This window comes from Mesorhizobium sp. M1D.F.Ca.ET.043.01.1.1 (genome assembly GCF_003952385.1).
Taxonomy (GTDB): domain Bacteria; phylum Pseudomonadota; class Alphaproteobacteria; order Rhizobiales; family Rhizobiaceae; genus Mesorhizobium.
Genome location: NZ_CP034444.1, coordinates 2309181 through 2325087 on the forward strand (window position 1 = coordinate 2309181; position 15907 = coordinate 2325087).

Sequence of the window (15907 nt, forward strand, 5' to 3'; positions counted from 1 at the left end):
ATCTGCGGTTTTTCGTTGCGGTACAGATCGAGCGATATCGGTCAGGCAGCGTTCGAAATCCAGTTCAAAAGAGCTGCCTTCGGTTTGGCGCCGACCGAGAAATCGGCCACCTCGCCGCCCTTGAAGATCGCCAGCGTCGGAATGGAGCGCACGCCCAATTGAGTGGCGAGTTCCGGGTTTTCATCGATGTTGAGCTTGGCGACCTTGATCTTGCCTTCCATCTCGACGGAGATTTCGTCGAGGCTCGGAGCAATCATCTTGCAGGGATCGCACCATTCGGCCCAGAAATCGACGACGACGGGTGCTGCGGATTCCAGAACTTCCGACTCGAAGTTATTGATATCGACTTTCACGGTAACCATGGCTGTTCCTTTGACCGAAGATGTTGAACCACATGTGACGGTGCGGTGATATTTCCCGCTATCACCGACAGCACTGGGAGCCGGCGAGAAAGTATCTGCTTCATTAGCGGCACAATACCCGCCGTTGCTTGTGCCATCGATCTCTTCTCCCTTCTGCCCCACTACAATGGCGTAGCAGATGCGGCGACTTGCTGAGTAATCGGGTTTGGCTCCGGCAGTCGCCCGGTCTGGCCATGGAGGATTCGCCTTAGTATGTGGTCTGAAAAGTATTCCGCTTTGTTCAATATCGAACGCCGATTGGAGCGTGTCCTTTAATGAAGATCCAAAATTCTGAAGCGTCAACTCGAAACGGGTTACACTCGTAATGTGGTAGATCGGACATGCTGGATCTGGCTCCTGATCATGGGATCTCCGAAGCCACGATCTACAATTGGAAGGCCAAATTCGGCGGCGTGGAAATTTCCGAGGCGAAGCGGCTGGGGCCCTGGAAGAGAGGCCGAAGAAGCTTCTGGCCCAGCAAGTGCTCGACGCGGCCGCGCTTCGCGAACTGGTTTCAAGAATGTATGACCCGCCCCGCCCGTGCAAGGGTCGTCTTGATCAGGACGGTGCAGTCTACACAAATGTATCCAGCCTCTTGCAAGTGGGCCGCTGTTGCGGCCAGGCCATGATGAGATCCGCGCGTGCCGTTCCTAGATAAATGGTCCGGGCTTAGTGGCTACCGATGCAAACGCCGTTGGCCCTACCCTGGACTGGTACACCTTGCCGCCAGACGATGCTGCTCGAGCCGCCGGCCGGCCGGTCGCGCGCATTTGTGGCCAACGTCTATCCTAAGGTCGATCCGGTCGGGTTTGCGACCGGGTTCATGGTTTCACCTAACGTTCTTCTGACCAAACTGGCACGTATTTCAGGATCCCGGCTGGGTAAGAGGAACCGGCGCCAACATTCTTCAAAGTCGCGCTTGGTTATAAAGCCGGGCATCGGCAGCCACCATGCCGCCGGATGTCCAAGCAGGCACAGGAATCAGAAGAAGTATGGATTTGAGCCCGAATCAAGTGATTTGGATTACGACCAGGACGATTTCTGGCTCTGCTTGGATGAGGATTTCCTCGGCGTGTTTCGGCGAAAATACGGGTGACGAGTTGAGCAGGCGGCTTGGCACCCCATTGATCCTCAGCAGGACGGACACTGCGGCTCATCAGACCGGGGCAGTTACGCGGTCGGTGAACTCGGAACCGAAGGTCTGTCGGTCTGCATATAGACGCGCCCGCTTACAACCTGACTCTCGAAACATACATGCAGCGGATGGTGGGGCACTTCTCAGCAGAAACCAAGAGCATCCTGGCCGGAGAGAGGCTTTTCGTAGAAGATCACGGCATATCCGTGCAACCTCCCTTTCCCGCGGCGAATATAGCCGGCCGTCTCATAAAGCCTTTGAGCCCCTACTTGGATCGTTGTCGTCTCGAGCACTATGCATTTGAATCCGAGAGCAACGGCTCGCGATTCCAACTCGCTAACAATCCTTCTTCCAAGCCCACGTCGTTGAAAGGCGGGATCGACCCGTATACGCTTGAGTTCTGCGATTTCATCGTCGACAGGTTGCAATCCGCCCATAGCAGCGAGCTGGGGACCAATATGCGCAACTACGAAGTCTCCGCCAGATTCGATATATGCTTCTCCGATGTTGCGTAAATCATCCTCCCACATCCCTTCCGGACCATACACACCAACAGCCTCAGATGCACTCCTATGCAGGTGCCATACATTATCGACATCCTCACGTTCAAACCTACGAAAGATCACGTCGTCTTGAAACATCGACCATCACCTATTGGACGCCTGCGAGGCTGGCATCGCGCTCACAAGACGTTTGTGCCTGTTAGCTTTGATCCGCCGCCGTTAGCAGCCGCTGTGAAAGCACAGCGTCCATGCTTTCCCACTCCTCAACTCCGGCGATGGGGCGACCGGGTTCAACCGTATATTTCAAAGCCGTCTTTCGGTGCATCCGGGTGAACCGGTCCAGCGCATAGACACAGGACGCGTACAGCTCTCGGATTTGAGTGCATTTCCCCTCTATCACGGGCGAGACGGTTGCTATTTTAGGAAAGGCCGCTTTCCCCTTAAGCCAGTCTGGCTGGGCCCCCGTGCTCCTCTTATCTGAAGACAACCAGCCAAAGACCGCACCAATACATCCTCGCGGGTAGTATTCCGACAGGCGATAAACATCCCTATAGAATTTCGGTTTTTGGCGGAAAATTTCTTCACCGATTAGTAGCACAGAAACCGCGACAACGCGCGCCGAGAATCGGCCACTTGGAGCCAGCCTATTCTTATAAGGGTTTTTTCCGTAGAACTCACGAAATTCGCCAAATAGATCGGGCGACATATGATTATGAAAGCGGGTCAGAATGTAATTCGCCGACTCCAGGCGCTCTAGGCACAGTGTAAGACACCGGCGCGCATCCGCCCCGACCTCGTCACGCAACTCAAGCAGGGTGTCCACTGCGAACTGCAAATCTCTCTCAATGAGTTGATGACCCAGGCAAAAATCTCGCTCCTCGACCCCAGCTGAGTCGAGGCAGTATACGCGCGGATCGCTCTCCACCGGATTGGTAAGGATCATATCTTCATAGGAAAGAACATTTATGCTAGGCTCCCGCTCGCAACTTAAGGCTGCAATGCGCTTCAGCGGCTCTCCCACCGTTAACTCCGCATCGTGATGGTTAAGTCCCGCAAATGCAGACATCTGATAAGCAATATTGAGGAGATATTGGATGTCTGTCTTGGCTACCCCAAACTCCGACTGTTTCAGATTCAGCAAGTGCGCCTCATAGTTCCCTGCCGCTAGCATGGCGTTGATGCTATGCCCAAGCGCCTTGACAGCTTCAGCCCGCTGTTCACTATTTTTGATCTCCGCGATACGGTGCGGGAGTTGGTCGGCGACAAAATCGCTAATAATCCCAAGCGGGCGTATTCGCAGGCGGCGATCGATGCGGTCCGCTAGGTGAGAAAATATCCCCCGCACCGCCCGCTGATCTGGCGAGGCCGCGGAATAACTTGGCACGTTCATTTCTTCAGGGCTCCTTTGATTTTTCCTGGGAAGTCAAGGCGCGACGGAGTTGCACTCGCGCTACATCGCTGTCAGCTTGAAAGTTTCATTTGAACTCTGGCGTAAGGACCGCGAGACCGCCGTGGTCGTGCGGGTCCTTTACGGTGTCCTTGCAACCGGCATGCCAACACAGGTTTTTCGCGGACCTTGCTTGAAAGACGGGTAAACATGGCAGGAAATGGCCCCACCGACGGGGATACTCGCGGCCTCAGCGTCGGTTTTCGAACAAGCGCGTTTTTGACCGCACTGGCTGAACTGTAAAACAGTCGTTGAATAAGTGGGAATGGACCGGCTCGGTGGAAACCGTCGCCGCGGGCAGCATGCCGGCCGCCTGGCCGGCGAAGTCCGCGCCCAGGCGGATGGCCTTGGCCACGTCGCCGCCGTCTCGGATACCGCCCGACGCGATCAACTTCACCGTTGGCAGCGCCGACGTGGTGCCGCCGGCGCCCGCGGCATCGATCAACGCCACGCCCGCCTCGACGCGGGCAGAGGCCACCGAGGCGGACAGGCCCGACCCCACTTCCTTGGCTACGATCGGCACATGGGTGAAGAAGAAGCGTAGCGCCGACACGATGCTGTTCATCGTCGGCACGGGAACATCGTCGTCCTGCTGCTCGATCTGGAACCGGCGCATGTCGTCGGTGGTCGCTGTAACCGGCGACCAGCCGAGGAAGGTCGCCAGGCGTCCGATGTCGCCGAGATGAGTTGCGCTGCGTCTCCTGGCTGAACCGGCGCAGCATCGTGTCGTGGATCAGCCGCTGACGAAGTGGACTGACAGGTAGCCTCAAGAACAGGATAGGGCATGGTCAGGCTCCTTGTTGAAGAAGCCGGTGATGCTCTGCCGCTGCCGAACCACCATCAATGAGAGCGCGACGTCGCTCGTGATCTCTACCTCACCCCAGCCCATCCCGCGTAGCGGGTTCGTTCTGCGGCCCCGAACGCGACGTCTGAGTAGTGGCTCACCAAACCGAAATGCCGCCCGCCGACTGGCCGCACGGATTTCGACCCTGCCGAAATGTCCCCAGTCACTCGGCGATACGGAATCCACCGATGAGCTGGCAGACCATGTCCGCGGCGCCGACCTTCTGGTGATCGAGGCCACCTTCCTGGAACGAGATGCGGCCATGGCGCGCGACTATGGTCATCTCACGACTGCGCAGGCTTTACCCGATGCGTACGCTGCATCGGATTAGCTATCGCCTCGCGGATCGATCGGAGCGGACCAATGCCGGTAACAGTCCTGCGCGACTGGATCTTCGACAGACGTCTTCGCGCGCCGTAGCCGTCGTCTATCCCCCTTTGTAGGGCACGGCCTTCCAAAACAATCAGAGAACCTGCGTACTACGAACCCGCACTGAGTAGATCGCAGAGCAGTGAAGCCTAACTCGCCAAGTTTTCGGCCAGTGACTACCGAGCGCCTTGAGCGCGCTCTCGATCGCATTGCCGAAATAATTGTTGCCCGCGGCGATCGAGGCGAGGCATGGCTTCCACTTTTTGATCACTTGGAGCGGGCTCTGCTGGATCATAGAGCAAAGGAAGAGCGCCTGGCCGCGATACGTGAGCGCGTCACACGATCGAAGGATCGAACGGCAGCGCAATCTTCATGAGCTCTTCCTGCCACATCTTCATCTCGCCGCCTTCGCCGTATTTGGGTCGGTCGATGGCGTGACCCATCAGCATACGCCGCAGTTCCTCGTCGAGCCGGGCATTTTTCATTCGATCCTCGAATGAGTGGCGGAGCGAATAGAATGTGTGCTTGTCGCTCGGAAAGAGCTTGTGCTTCTTAAAATGCTTATTGACGGTAGCAGACAGCTGCGTCTCTCGGTCCTTGTATTGTGGGAAGCCGTTGGGATGCTTCTTGAACACCTCCAGCGCCACGCCAACCAGTGGCACTTTCCGCACTGACGACGCTGTTTTGATCTCGCGTGGGTCCTCTGGATCCTCGCGCGGCTCGACCGAGATGTGCGGAACTTCGTGATCGAGATGAATCACGCCTTCATGAAGATTTGCCAGTTCGCTCGGCCGACAGCCTATCTCGACGAACGCCAACGCAATCCCTCGAGCTTCGGCATTGAGCTTCGCCAATGCGCCAGGCGCGAGAATCTTGTCTCTGATCCAGTCGGTAGGAAACGGCGGCCGGCTTCGCTTCGATTTGTCACTGAAGGAGAGATCGGCGAACGGGTTCTTCTGCTCCGGAAAACCCAAGTGGCGGAAATAGTCGCTGTAGAGCGTCCGAAGATTTCCCATATTGCGGTTGCCGGTCGACGCCGAGCGATCGCCTGGCCCCTCCTCCGGCGCGATGCGGTCGAGCCAGTACTTGTGGACCTTGAGAGCGTCATCACGCGTGATCTTGCTCATAGGTTTGTCTTCGACCAAATCAATGAACACATCGACGCTCATCTGCCGCTTGGCTTTCCAGCGCTTGCGCTGGTCAGGGCTCTTGGTGCGCAACTCGTCACGGACGATGTCGGAGAAATAAACCTTCAGTGCGTCAGATATCTTGTCGTCAGGTCGCTCGACCATGCCAGCGACGGCGTCCAACGCAGGCGACTTAGCTGGCTCGCCAATGGTGCTCTCTACGCGCTGCAAGATGGTTTCCAGCGGTTCTGCGGTAAGAATCTCGGCAAGCGGCCGATAGACAAAACCGAGAGACTCAGCGCGCTTAATCGCCAGCTTGTAGCGCATACCTGCCGCTTGCGGATTGGCGCCAATCATTAGCGACGCCCAGAGTGCGTTGTCGGCCGCCTCATACATGTCGCGGACGGTTCTCGCCCTTATTCTGTCCGAAGTGTTGAGCGACTTGCGAACGAATCTGCCGCGGTGGTCCAGATCGCGAACTTCTTGGGGCACGCGCCGGCGATAGTGGAAATGCCCGCCTCTGAGTTGCAGGTAGCGATCAGGATGGTGCTCTTCGCGCCTTCGTCCCAACGTCTCGGCCTTCCGTTTGTATCACAATAGGTAGCACAATTTGTGACACAAAATCGCAAACAGACGCAAGGCATTCAATTGAATTGACCAATTTATTTCGAAAAAACAGTGGCTTACGCGAGAAGGCAATGGTACCGTTGGCTGGGCTCGAACCAGCGACCCCCAGATCCACAATCTGGTGCTCTAACCAACTGAGCTACAACGGCACGTCCGCCTGAGCGCAATCCGAGGAGAAATTGTTCTCCGCGTCGGCATCTCGGCGATGCGTCCCTTACGGGCTATCGGAGTCTAATTCAAGGCCTTTGATAAGGCAAAAACAGGTTCAGCGAACCGGCATTGGGAAAACGGACAAAAGAAAAGGCCGGCGGGAGGAGGTGCCGGCCTTTTCCTGTTACGAGCCAGCGGGAGGAGGTGCTGGCTGGTCACCCCGGAGAGCAAAGGGAGGAGGTTTCGCGCTCCGGGTATTCGCTTGATCAATTCATCGCATATCTATTTGTCTGACGAAATGCGACGTTTTGATGCATCGTTGAGCCCGAATATCAGGCAGCCTTGATGTCCTTGAACGCCTTTTCAAAAGCGGTCTTCACCGGCTTCGAGACGTCCTCGACGGCCTTGGAGGCAACGGCCTGAAAATCCTTGGCCTGCTCGACGGCCATCTCGGCGCGCTTGCGCAGGAAAGCGGTCTGCAGCTCGACGACCTCGGAGAGCGTCTTGGCACCGACCAGGGCTTCGAGATGCGAGAAGCCGGCTTCGGTATTGGCGCGCAGCACGGCGATGGTCTTGAGCGACAGGTCGCTGGAAACGGTCTTGGCGGTCTCGTAGGTCGACTCCAGAACCTTCTGGGTCTCCTCGGCGCCGCTCTTCAGCTTGGTATAGGCCTCTTTCGACTGCTCAACGCCCTTCTCGGCGAAAGCGCGGAACTGGTCGGTGGCCTTGGAAGCGTCGAAGCTCGGGAATTCAATGTTCTCGATGGTGTCAGCGGTCTTCGTGGTGGTCTTGGACATTTTCCAACCTCTCAGGGGGCAGCGGCTTTGACAGAAAAGCCGTCTCGTTCATGTATGATGGCAATATAAAGGCATTTTTTGTGCATTGCAACATCTTTGTTGCAGCGCACCATAAAAATCGCCCGACCGTTAACCACGAGCCCAGAGATTTCGGCCTATGCACGGCATGGCTTGTGGACCTTCGCTCCGTACGCTTTTATTAACAAAGCGTTAACCGAAATGCCCGCTTCGGAGGGTTCGCCAGCGCATGCCGTCTGAAAACTACTCCTTCCTCGATGTCGCCGTGCTCGATGCGGTGCGCCAGCGTTTCGCCACCGGCGACGCGCTTGCCATATTGTCGGCCGACCTCGAGCAGGTGATCTGGGCCAACGGGCCAGGCGCCGCCGTGTTCGGCTATCCGGATATCGAGGCCATCATCGGGGCCTCGGCGCGGCTGCCGCTGATCGCCAGGCGGCAGATCATGGCGACCAGCGGCTTTCCGGACATCGGCAGCGACCGCGCCGTCACCGTGAGGCTGGCGACCGGCATGGTCAGCCGGGCCGTCGGCTTGCTGGCCAGCGCGGTGACTATGCCGGACGGCGAAAAGGCGGTCATGCTGGCGGTGCCGGCGGCGCAGACCGGCTCGCGCAGCCCAGCCGAAATCGCCGGCCGCGCCATCGGCGGCTTCACCGAGGCCGGACATTTCATCGCCTTCATCGATGCGCAGGGCCATGTCGAGGCGGCTTCGGAGGGATTTGCGGCGCTCGGCATCAAGCCGGAGACCCTGGCGGCCCTGGTCGCGGATGTGGCAAGCGCGGGAGACCGCATCGTCAAGCGGCTTGTCCCGGGCGCAAGCACCTCCTACCCGGCCGGCCTGGCGCGGTTGACCGACGCGCGCCATCTTCTGGTGGTGATCGACGAGGACCAACTCGACGGCGATCAGGCGGCAGCATCGGAAAGCGCGCCCACCCAGCCCTCGGCCGCGGCAACGGGCGAAAAGGCGGACACGGTCCCGGCGCTGGCCGCCGACAGCGCCCGGCCAACGGAAAAGACCATGGCCAAGGTCGACCATGCACCGGACACCGCCATGGCAGGCAGGCAGGCAGCCGATGCAGGCCCCGCGCAGCACGACCATTGGTATTTCAACGCCGGCGGCGACGATGTGAAAGAGCCGGAGGCGCCGGCACAGGCCGAACCGAGTGGCGCCGCGGCCGGAACGCGGCAGGACACCACCGAAACGGCGACGACAGAGCCGACCGCGGCTCGCGACATAGACCGTTCGGCGCCGCCGCTGCGTTTCGTCTGGCGCACCGATGCCGAAGGCAAGTTCAGCGCGCTGTCGCCGGAATTCGCCGACCTCGTCGGCAAGCCGGCCGCCGATGTGATCGGCCGCCGCTTCAGGGACGTCGCCGCGACTTTCGGCCTCGACGCGTCAGGCGAGATCGCCACGCTGCTCGAGCGGCGCGACACCTGGTCCGGGCGCTCGGTGCTTTGGCCGGTGGCAGGCATGGACCTGAAGATCCCGGTCGATCTTGCGGCGCTGCCGGTCTATGGCCGCAGCCGCGCCTTCGAAGGTTTTCGCGGCTTCGGTGTCGCGCGCAGCGCCGACGCCGTTGTCGACCCGGAAGCGCTCGGCATGGCGCTTGTGCCCAATGGCGCCGCGCCGGCCAAACCCGAACCTTCAGACGGGCAACCGGCGGCCGAGCCTACGAAGCCCGCCGATCCGTTCCTGGGTGAAGTGCCGGCGCTAACCATCGTGCCCAAGCCGGAGCGGCGCTATGCCGACAAGGTGATCCGGCTGGCCGAGCACCGGCAGCCGGCCAACGACAAGCAGCCGGGAAATGACGCAGCTGCCAGTGACAAGCCGGCCAGTGACAAGCCGGCCAGCGACAAGCCGGCCAGCGACAAGCCGGGAAGTGAGAGGCCGGGAAATGAGAGGCCGGGAAGCGAGAGGACCCTGTCGATCCTCGAGCGCAGCGCCTTTCGCGAGATCGGCGAGCGGCTGCGCAAGGACAGCTCCGGCCCGGCCGAGCCGCAAACCAGCGACAGTGCCGGGGCAGAAAGGCGACCTGATGCGGCTTCAGCGGCCGACAAGCCTGGTCTCGCGGCCGAACAACCGAAGACCGATGAGAGGAAGGCCGACGAACCTGATCTGACCGCGCCTCGCGCGACCTTGCATGGGCCTGCCGTGCAGGAGGATGACGAAACCTTTGAAACGGCGGAGGCTGAGACCGAAGCGGAAGATCAGAAGGACCTGGCTCGGCTCGACGGCACCGACGGCGCCTCCGAGGCGGCCATTGGCGAAGACGAAACGCCACCCGCCTCCGGTTCGCTGCTCAACTATGCCGGGCCCGAGAAAGCCGACGAAGCAGGTCCCGACACCCGCCAAACCGCAGCGACCGAAAAGGGAGCCGAACCGAAGGCTGAACGGCCGGCGCCTGCCCCTGACGCAGGCGCCGACGACGACAGCATGACCGCCGACGATTTTCGCGACGCGCAAGACAGCGAGGACTGGGCCGGTTCCGACGCGGACGGCGCCCTGCCCCCGGCTGAACAGCCTGGCGAAGCGAAAGCGGCGCCGCCGGAACGGCCGCGCCTGGAGGTGCCGCCGCTCAAGCTTGAAGGCTTCGTGCCGTCGGCTTTCTCCATGGGAGAGGAAGGCAGGGCTCCCGATACGTCCATTCTCGCCAGGCTGCCTGTGCCGTTGCTCATCCATTCCGGCGACGTGCTGCATTACGCCAATGAGGCGTTCCTCGAGCTCACTGGCTACGACGCGCTGGAAGACCTCACCAATGCCGGCGGGCTCGGCGCCTTGTTCGCCGACCACTACTCCGACGACGGCGAGGCCGACGAAAGCGACCGTTCCTTGAAGCTCCAGACCCGCCAGGGCCTGGAATTCCCGATCGATGCGCTCCTGCGTTCCGTGCCGTGGCGCGGCGGCAAGGCGCTGATGCTAGTGGTGCGCCGTTCCGGCGAGGACGAAGCGCCGGCGGCGCATCTCAGCGCGGCCAATGACGAGCCGAGCCAGCAGCCGGATGTTTCGGAGCTGAAGTCGCGCATCGCCGAAATGCGCACCATCATCGACACCGCCACCGACGGCGTGGTGCTGATCGGCCGCGACGGCAATATCCGCTCGATCAGCCGCCCGGCGGAGGCGCTGTTCGGCTTCGACAGCGATGAAGTCGCCGGCAAGCCCTTCGCCTCGCTGTTCGCCATCGAGAGCCAGCGCGCGGCGCGCGACTATCTCGCCGGCCTTTCCGAACCTGGTGTGGCGAGCGTCCTCAACGACGGGCGCGAGGTTATCGGCCGCGAGGCGCAGGGGCGTTTCATCCCGCTGTTCATGACCATCGGCAGTCTGCCCAACGACAGCGGCTTCTGCGCGGTCGTGCGCGACATCACGCAGTGGAAGCGGGCCGAGGAGGACCTCACCCAGGCGCGCGCGGTGGCCGAGCGCGCCTCCTCGCAGAAGACGGATTTCCTCGCCCGCATCAGCCACGAGATCCGCACGCCGCTCAACGCCATCATCGGCTTTTCCGAACTGATGGTGGACGAGAAATTCGGTCCCGTAGCCAACGACCGCTACCGCGACTACCTGCGCGACATCAACCGCTCCGGCAATCACGTGCTCGATCTCGTCAACGACCTGCTCGACATCTCAAAGATCGAGGCAGGCCAGCACGAGATGGCCTACGAGGCGGTCTCCCTCAACGACACGCTGGCCGAAACGGTTGCGATGATGCAGCCGCAGGCCAACCGCGAGCGCGTCATCATCCGTTCGAGCTTCGCCTCGCGGCTGCCCGAAGTGGTGGCGGATCTGAGAAGCGTGCGCCAGATCGCGCTCAACATACTGTCCAATGCCATCCGCTACACGCAAGCCGGCGGACAGGTGATCGTATCCACCGCCTACGAAGCCTCCGGCGACGTCGTCATGCGCGTGCGCGACACCGGCATCGGCATGACCCCGGCCGAGATCGAGCAGGCGCTGAAACCGTTCAAGCAGATCAATGCGCTGAAACGCGGCCGCGGCGACGGCACCGGCCTCGGGCTGCCGCTGACGAAGGCGATGGTGGAGGCCAATCGCGCCCGCTTCGCCATCACCTCGACGCCCGGCGAAGGCACGCTGGTAGAGGTCGCCTTCCCCTCGACGCGCGTGCTGGCCGAATAACCCGCTTCGAAAAGAAAAAAGGCGCCCAATGGACGCCTTGAAAGATGGGATTGCTGTCACAACGGGGGCTTGAGCGAATCTGAACCTCAGGGGACGAGGAACGGGATTTCTCCCTCAAGTTACACGCGACTATCGGCGTCGTCCCTTAACAAGTCCTTACCGCGGCCTGAAAAAATTTACGAATGTGTACCACTCGTGAAATCTAGGTAAATTCGCCCGACAGAGTTTTTTAACCATACCGCCGCGGCTCAATCCGCAAGCTGTGGCAGGTTCCTGAACAGCTCCAGCGCTTCGGGATTGGCCAGCGCCTCCTTGTTCTTGATGGCGCGGCCGTGGACCACGTCGCGCACGGCAAGCTCGGTGATCTTGCCGGATTTGGTCCTTGGAATGTCGCTGACGGCAACGATCTTGGCCGGCACGTGGCGCGGGCTGGCGCCGGTGCGGATCCTTGCGCGGATGCGCTTTTCCAGGTCCTCGTCGAGACTCACCCCGGCGGCCAGCCGCACGAACAAGACGACGCGCACGTCATTGTCGAAATCCTGACCGATGCAGAGCGCTTCCAGGATTTCCGGCATCTGCTCGACCTGGTTGTAGATCTCGGCCGTGCCGATCCTCACCCCGCCCGGATTGAGCGTGGCGTCGGAGCGGCCATGGATGATCATGCCGCCATGCACCGTCCACTCGGCGAAGTCGCCATGGCACCAGACATTGTCGAAGCGCTCGAAATAGGCCGCGTGGTACTTCTTGCCTTCCGGGTCGTTCCAGAAGCCGATCGGCATCGACGGGAAGGCTTTCGCGCAGACGAGTTCCCCCTTCTCCTGCCGCACCGGCTTGCCGTCGTCGTCCCAGACGTCGACCGCAAGGCCGAGGCCGGGCCCTTGGATCTCGCCGCTCCAGACCGGCTCCGTCGGCACGCCGAGCACGAAGCAGGAGACGATGTCGGTGCCGCCGGAAATCGAGGCCAGGTGCACGTCCTTCTTGATGCCGTCATAGACGAAGCGGAAATCCTCCGGCGACAAGGGCGAGCCGGTGGAAGAGATGGTGCGCACGCTGGCGAGATCATGGCTCTTGATCGGCTTCAGCCCCGCCTTGCGCACGGAATCGATGAATTTCGCCGAGGTGCCGAAATAGGTCATCTTCTCGGCATCGGCGAAATCGAACAGCGCGTTGCCGTCGGGATAGAAGGGCGAGCCGTCGTAAAGCAGCAGCGTCGCCCCCGAGGCGAGGCCCGAAACCAGCCAGTTCCACATCATCCAGCCGCAGGTGGTGAAATAGAAGAAGCGGTCGCCGTCGAGCAGGCCGGCGTGCAGCCGCTGCTCCTTGACGTGCTGGATCAGCGTGCCGCCGGCCGAGTGCACGATGCATTTCGGGATCCCGGTCGTGCCGGAGGAGAACAGGATGTAGAGCGGGTGCGAAAATGGCAGCCGTTCGAAGGCGAGCGGCCTGGCGGCGAAGGGCGAGAGCGCCACTTCCAGCGCCGCTGCCTTGTCGATGGTGGCGGCGACGTCGGCAGACGTGCCGAGATAGTCGACGATCAGCACCTTGCGCACTGTCGCGAGCTTCCCGGCAACCGCCCGGACCTTGTCGGCGACCTCGATCGCCTTGCCGTTATACCAGTAGCCGTCCGGCGCAATGAAGACGACCGGCTCGATCTGGCCGAAACGGTCGAGCACGCCCTGCTCGCCGAAATCGGGCGAGCAGGAAGACCAGACCGCGCCGATCGAGGCGGCTGCCAGCATGGCGGCGACCGTCTCGGGCATGTTGGGCATCATGGCGGCGACGCGGTCGCCCTCTTTGACCCCCAGCGACAGGAAGAGCTGCTGCAGACGCGAGGTGAGCGCATTGAGCTCGTTCCACGACAGCCGGCGCTCGATCTTGTCCTCGCCGCGAAAGACGATTGCCAGACCGCCGCCGGTCTTCTTCAGCAGGTTCTCGGCGAAATTGAGCTTGGCGTCGGGGAAAAAGGCCGCGCCCGGCATCTTCTCGCCATCGGCCAGCGCCCGCTCGCCCTTGTCGCCGACAAGTCCGCAAAAATCCCAGACCAGGTCCCAGAACGCCTCGCGATCGTCGATCGACCAGCGGTGGAGCTCGGCATAGCTGGAGAACGCCTCGCCTGATTTCGCAGCCGCAGCCTTCATGAAAGCGGTCATCGGCGCGGAGGCGATCCGGTCCTGCGTCGGCGTCCACAAGGGGGTGTCGGCCATGATCTTCCTCCCAAAAGCGCGTCGCGATTGCGGCAGTTAAGCCCGACATCGCCCGACGTCATTGTCCCAAAACCGCCATGCGGTTTCGGCGTCGGACAGGCTTATCGCTTATGCATACCGCAGCGCAGCAGAGCAAGATTTTGTTGGAATGGCCGGCCAGGACGCGGCGCAAACGCCATCGCGGGGCCATAAAGACTTGAAAAGCGTCGGCGCTTGGTTACACCCGTCGGGCGATTTTGTCGGCAACGGAAACATACGGGGCGAGATGCCATCATCTTTGATCCGGCGCGGGGTATGGGTCATCGGCGTTGCGGTGCTGGTCATCGCGCTCGCCGTCGCCGCCTTGCCGCTGATTGCCTCGACACGCATCGTGCGCGACCGTATCGCCTGGGAGTTGAGCGCCTGGAGCGGCTTCCGTGTGACGATCGACGGCTCGCCGCGCATCGAGGTGTGGCCGAAATTCCGGGCGATCCTCAGCGACGTGACGCTGTCGCAATGGACCGAGACCGACGCCCCGCCGGTGGTCGAAGCCGAGCGTGTCGAAGTCGACCTCTCCGCCATGGCCGCCCTGCAGGGCGACGTCCAGTTCTCGACGGCAAGGCTGGTGCGGCCGACCATCAGGGTCGAGCGCACAGCGCGCGGCCTCTACCTGCCTGCGCTGCCGACGGGCGGCCGCATCACGCGCTCGATCGACACGGCGCGCGGCGTGGTCACCGCGAACCCGCAGAAACCCGATCTCGGCAGATTGCCTTCCGATCCGTTCGGCACGGTCGAGTTCCGCGACGGCCGCGTCGTGACCTCGGTGGGCGGCAAGGAGACCGAAATCCTGAGCAGCCTCAGCGGCCAGGTGAACTGGGCGGCCATGAACAGCGACGCCACGCTCACGGCGACCGGCATCTGGCGCGGCGAGAGCGTCCAGATCGATTTTTCCTCGACGAGGCCGCTGGTGCTGTTTGCCGGAGGCGCGGCGCCCGTCACGCTCGCCTTCAAGGCGGCGCCGGCCACGCTCTCTTTCGACGGCATCGCCTCGATGTCGGAGAACGCCTATCTCGATGGTCAGGCGAAATTCGCCGCTCCTTCTCTGAGACGCCTGCTCGAATGGTCGCAGGCCGGCATCGCGCCCGGCGCCGCGATCGGATCCGTCTCGGTCGCGAGCAAGGTGACGGCGTCGGCGGGGCGGGCAAAATTAGAGAACACGACGGTGGCGCTGGACAACAATCCCGGCATGGGCGCGCTGGACCTTTCGTTCAGCGAGGCCCTGCCCGTCATTGCCGGCACGCTTGCCTTCGACACGCTCGATCTTCGATCGTTCTTTTCCGCTTTCACGCCGATCGCTCCCACCGGCGAAGCAGGCCCCGGCGAGATCGACACCAGCTTCGCCGACAAGATCAACCTCGACCTCAGGCTGTCGGCGGCGCACGCCACCGCCGGCCCGATACAGCTCGCCGACGTCGCCGCGACCGCGCAGGTCAAGAACGGGCTTGCCGTTTTCGACATCTCCGACGCCTCGGCCTTTAACGGCAACATCCAGAGCAGCCTGCGTTTCGACCGCAAGCCGGACGGCACCCAGGTCGAGATGCGGCTCCTGGCGTCGGACGTCGACACCGGCGCGTTCGCAACCGCGGCGGGGATGACGCGGCTGGTGCCGGCCGGCACGGGAACCGTCTCGATCATCCTCAAGGGGCCGGGCAAGGCCTGGGGTTCCATCTTCGAGAACGCCGACGGGTCCTTCTCGGCGACGTTCGGGCCGGGCTCGCTGAACGGGCTCAACCTGCCGGCCTTCCTCAAGCGCAACGAACAGGGCGGGTTCTTCGCCCTCGACGACGTCGCCGACGGTTCGCTGCCGATCGACGGCGCCGAGATCAAGGCGAGCATCTCGAAAGGCGTGGCGCGCTTGGACAAGGCCGAGGTCAATGCACAGAAGTACAAGATCTGGCTTTCCGGCATTGCCTCCTATACCGGGCGCGGACTGGCGCTCTCGGGCGGTATCGTCCCGACCGGTCAGCCTGCGCAGCAACAGCCGGCGCAGCAACCAGCCGCCAGCGGCCAGCCAGCCGTGCAAGCGCCGCCGCCGCCAAAGCAATCGCTGTTCTTTGTCGGCGGCAACTGGAGCACGCCGTTCATCTCGCCGATCAGCCGGGGTGTTTCCGGCCAATAAG

At 61.8% G+C, this 15907-nt stretch carries 9 protein-coding genes, 1 tRNA gene and 3 pseudogenes; 5 read left to right on the plus strand and 8 right to left on the minus strand.

The genetic code is table 11. From position 1 onward, the window contains the following. Positions 1-41 precede the first annotated feature (41 nt). Positions 42-362 carry a thioredoxin gene (gene trxA, locus EJ067_RS11360; protein WP_095814957.1) on the minus strand — a complete coding sequence of 107 codons (321 nt, stop codon included), beginning with the start codon at positions 360-362 and terminating at the stop codon, positions 42-44. Positions 363-763: 401 nt separating this feature from the next. On the opposite strand from trxA, the pseudogene EJ067_RS11365 reads away from it, so the two are divergent. Together EJ067_RS11365 and EJ067_RS11370 are read left to right on the plus strand one after the other, a co-directional pair. After that, a pseudogene (locus EJ067_RS11365) lies at positions 764-921 on the plus strand (transposase); the annotation flags it as partial. 213 nt (positions 922-1134) lie between these two features. Beyond that, entirely contained in the window at positions 1135-1497 is a 363-nt protein-coding gene (locus EJ067_RS11370) for a hypothetical protein (protein ID WP_126079078.1), read from the plus strand. 182 nt (positions 1498-1679) lie between these two features. Here EJ067_RS11370 and EJ067_RS11375 read toward each other — a convergent pair whose 3' ends face one another. The 3 genes and pseudogenes from EJ067_RS11375 to EJ067_RS11385 form a co-directional block, all read right to left on the minus strand. Further along, a complete protein-coding gene (locus EJ067_RS11375) occupies positions 1680-2177 on the minus strand; it encodes a GNAT family N-acetyltransferase (RefSeq protein ID WP_095814958.1) in 498 nt (165 codons plus the stop codon). A 61-nt stretch (positions 2178-2238) separates the two neighbouring features. Then, entirely contained in the window at positions 2239-3429 is a 1191-nt protein-coding gene (locus tag EJ067_RS11380) for a hypothetical protein (protein ID WP_245429457.1), read from the minus strand. Between the two features lie 316 nt (positions 3430-3745). After that, positions 3746-4009 (minus strand): annotated as a pseudogene (locus tag EJ067_RS11385) (glutamate synthase-related protein); the annotation flags it as partial. A 490-nt stretch (positions 4010-4499) separates the two neighbouring features. Between EJ067_RS11385 and EJ067_RS11395 the strand changes: the two are divergent. Further along, positions 4500-4655, plus strand: a pseudogene (locus EJ067_RS11395) (ribonuclease Z); the annotation flags it as partial. Positions 4656-5034: 379 nt separating this feature from the next. Here EJ067_RS11395 and EJ067_RS11400 read toward each other — a convergent pair. The 3 genes from EJ067_RS11400 to EJ067_RS11410 form a co-directional block, all read right to left on the minus strand. Next, the gene (locus EJ067_RS11400; protein WP_348639546.1) at positions 5035-6318 is read right to left on the minus strand and encodes an integrase; all 1284 of its coding nucleotides are present in this window, start codon (positions 6316-6318) and stop codon (positions 5035-5037) included. A 207-nt stretch (positions 6319-6525) separates the two neighbouring features. Further along, positions 6526-6602, minus strand: a tRNA-His gene (locus EJ067_RS11405). 333 nt (positions 6603-6935) lie between these two features. After that, positions 6936-7400 (minus strand): phasin, encoded by a 465-nt coding sequence (locus tag EJ067_RS11410; protein ID WP_126085789.1) that lies wholly within the window; start codon positions 7398-7400, stop codon positions 6936-6938. A 247-nt stretch (positions 7401-7647) separates the two neighbouring features. On the opposite strand from EJ067_RS11410, the gene EJ067_RS11415 reads away from it, so the two are divergent. Continuing rightward, the gene (locus tag EJ067_RS11415; protein ID WP_126085790.1) at positions 7648-11544 is read left to right on the plus strand and encodes a PAS domain S-box protein; all 3897 of its coding nucleotides are present in this window, start codon (positions 7648-7650) and stop codon (positions 11542-11544) included. A gap of 248 nt (positions 11545-11792) precedes the next feature. Here the strand turns inward: EJ067_RS11415 and EJ067_RS11420 are convergent, their stop codons facing one another. Continuing rightward, positions 11793-13748, minus strand: a complete 1956-nt coding sequence (locus EJ067_RS11420; protein ID WP_189510534.1) for an acetoacetate--CoA ligase — start codon at positions 13746-13748, stop codon at positions 11793-11795. Positions 13749-14013: 265 nt separating this feature from the next. Here EJ067_RS11420 and EJ067_RS11425 point away from each other — a divergent pair, with 265 nt between their 5' ends. Next, a complete protein-coding gene (locus EJ067_RS11425; protein ID WP_126085792.1) occupies positions 14014-15906 on the plus strand; it encodes an AsmA family protein in 1893 nt (630 codons plus the stop codon). The last annotated feature ends 1 nt before the right edge of the window (position 15907 follow it).

Coding starts and splice junctions, on each gene's coding strand:
- EJ067_RS11410 (WP_126085789.1), bottom strand. CDS start 7,400: ATGTCCAAGACCACCACGAAGACCGCTGACACCATCGAGAACATTGAA.
- EJ067_RS11415 (WP_126085790.1), top strand. CDS start 7,648: ATGCCGTCTGAAAACTACTCCTTCCTCGATGTCGCCGTGCTCGATGCG.
- EJ067_RS11380 (WP_245429457.1), bottom strand. CDS start 3,429: ATGAACGTGCCAAGTTATTCCGCGGCCTCGCCAGATCAGCGGGCGGTG.
- EJ067_RS11370 (WP_126079078.1), top strand. CDS start 1,135: ATGCTGCTCGAGCCGCCGGCCGGCCGGTCGCGCGCATTTGTGGCCAAC.
- EJ067_RS11375 (WP_095814958.1), bottom strand. CDS start 2,177: ATGTTTCAAGACGACGTGATCTTTCGTAGGTTTGAACGTGAGGATGTC.
- EJ067_RS11425 (WP_126085792.1), top strand. CDS start 14,014: ATGCCATCATCTTTGATCCGGCGCGGGGTATGGGTCATCGGCGTTGCG.
- EJ067_RS11420 (WP_189510534.1), bottom strand. CDS start 13,748: ATGGCCGACACCCCCTTGTGGACGCCGACGCAGGACCGGATCGCCTCC.
- trxA (WP_095814957.1), bottom strand. CDS start 362: ATGGTTACCGTGAAAGTCGATATCAATAACTTCGAGTCGGAAGTTCTG.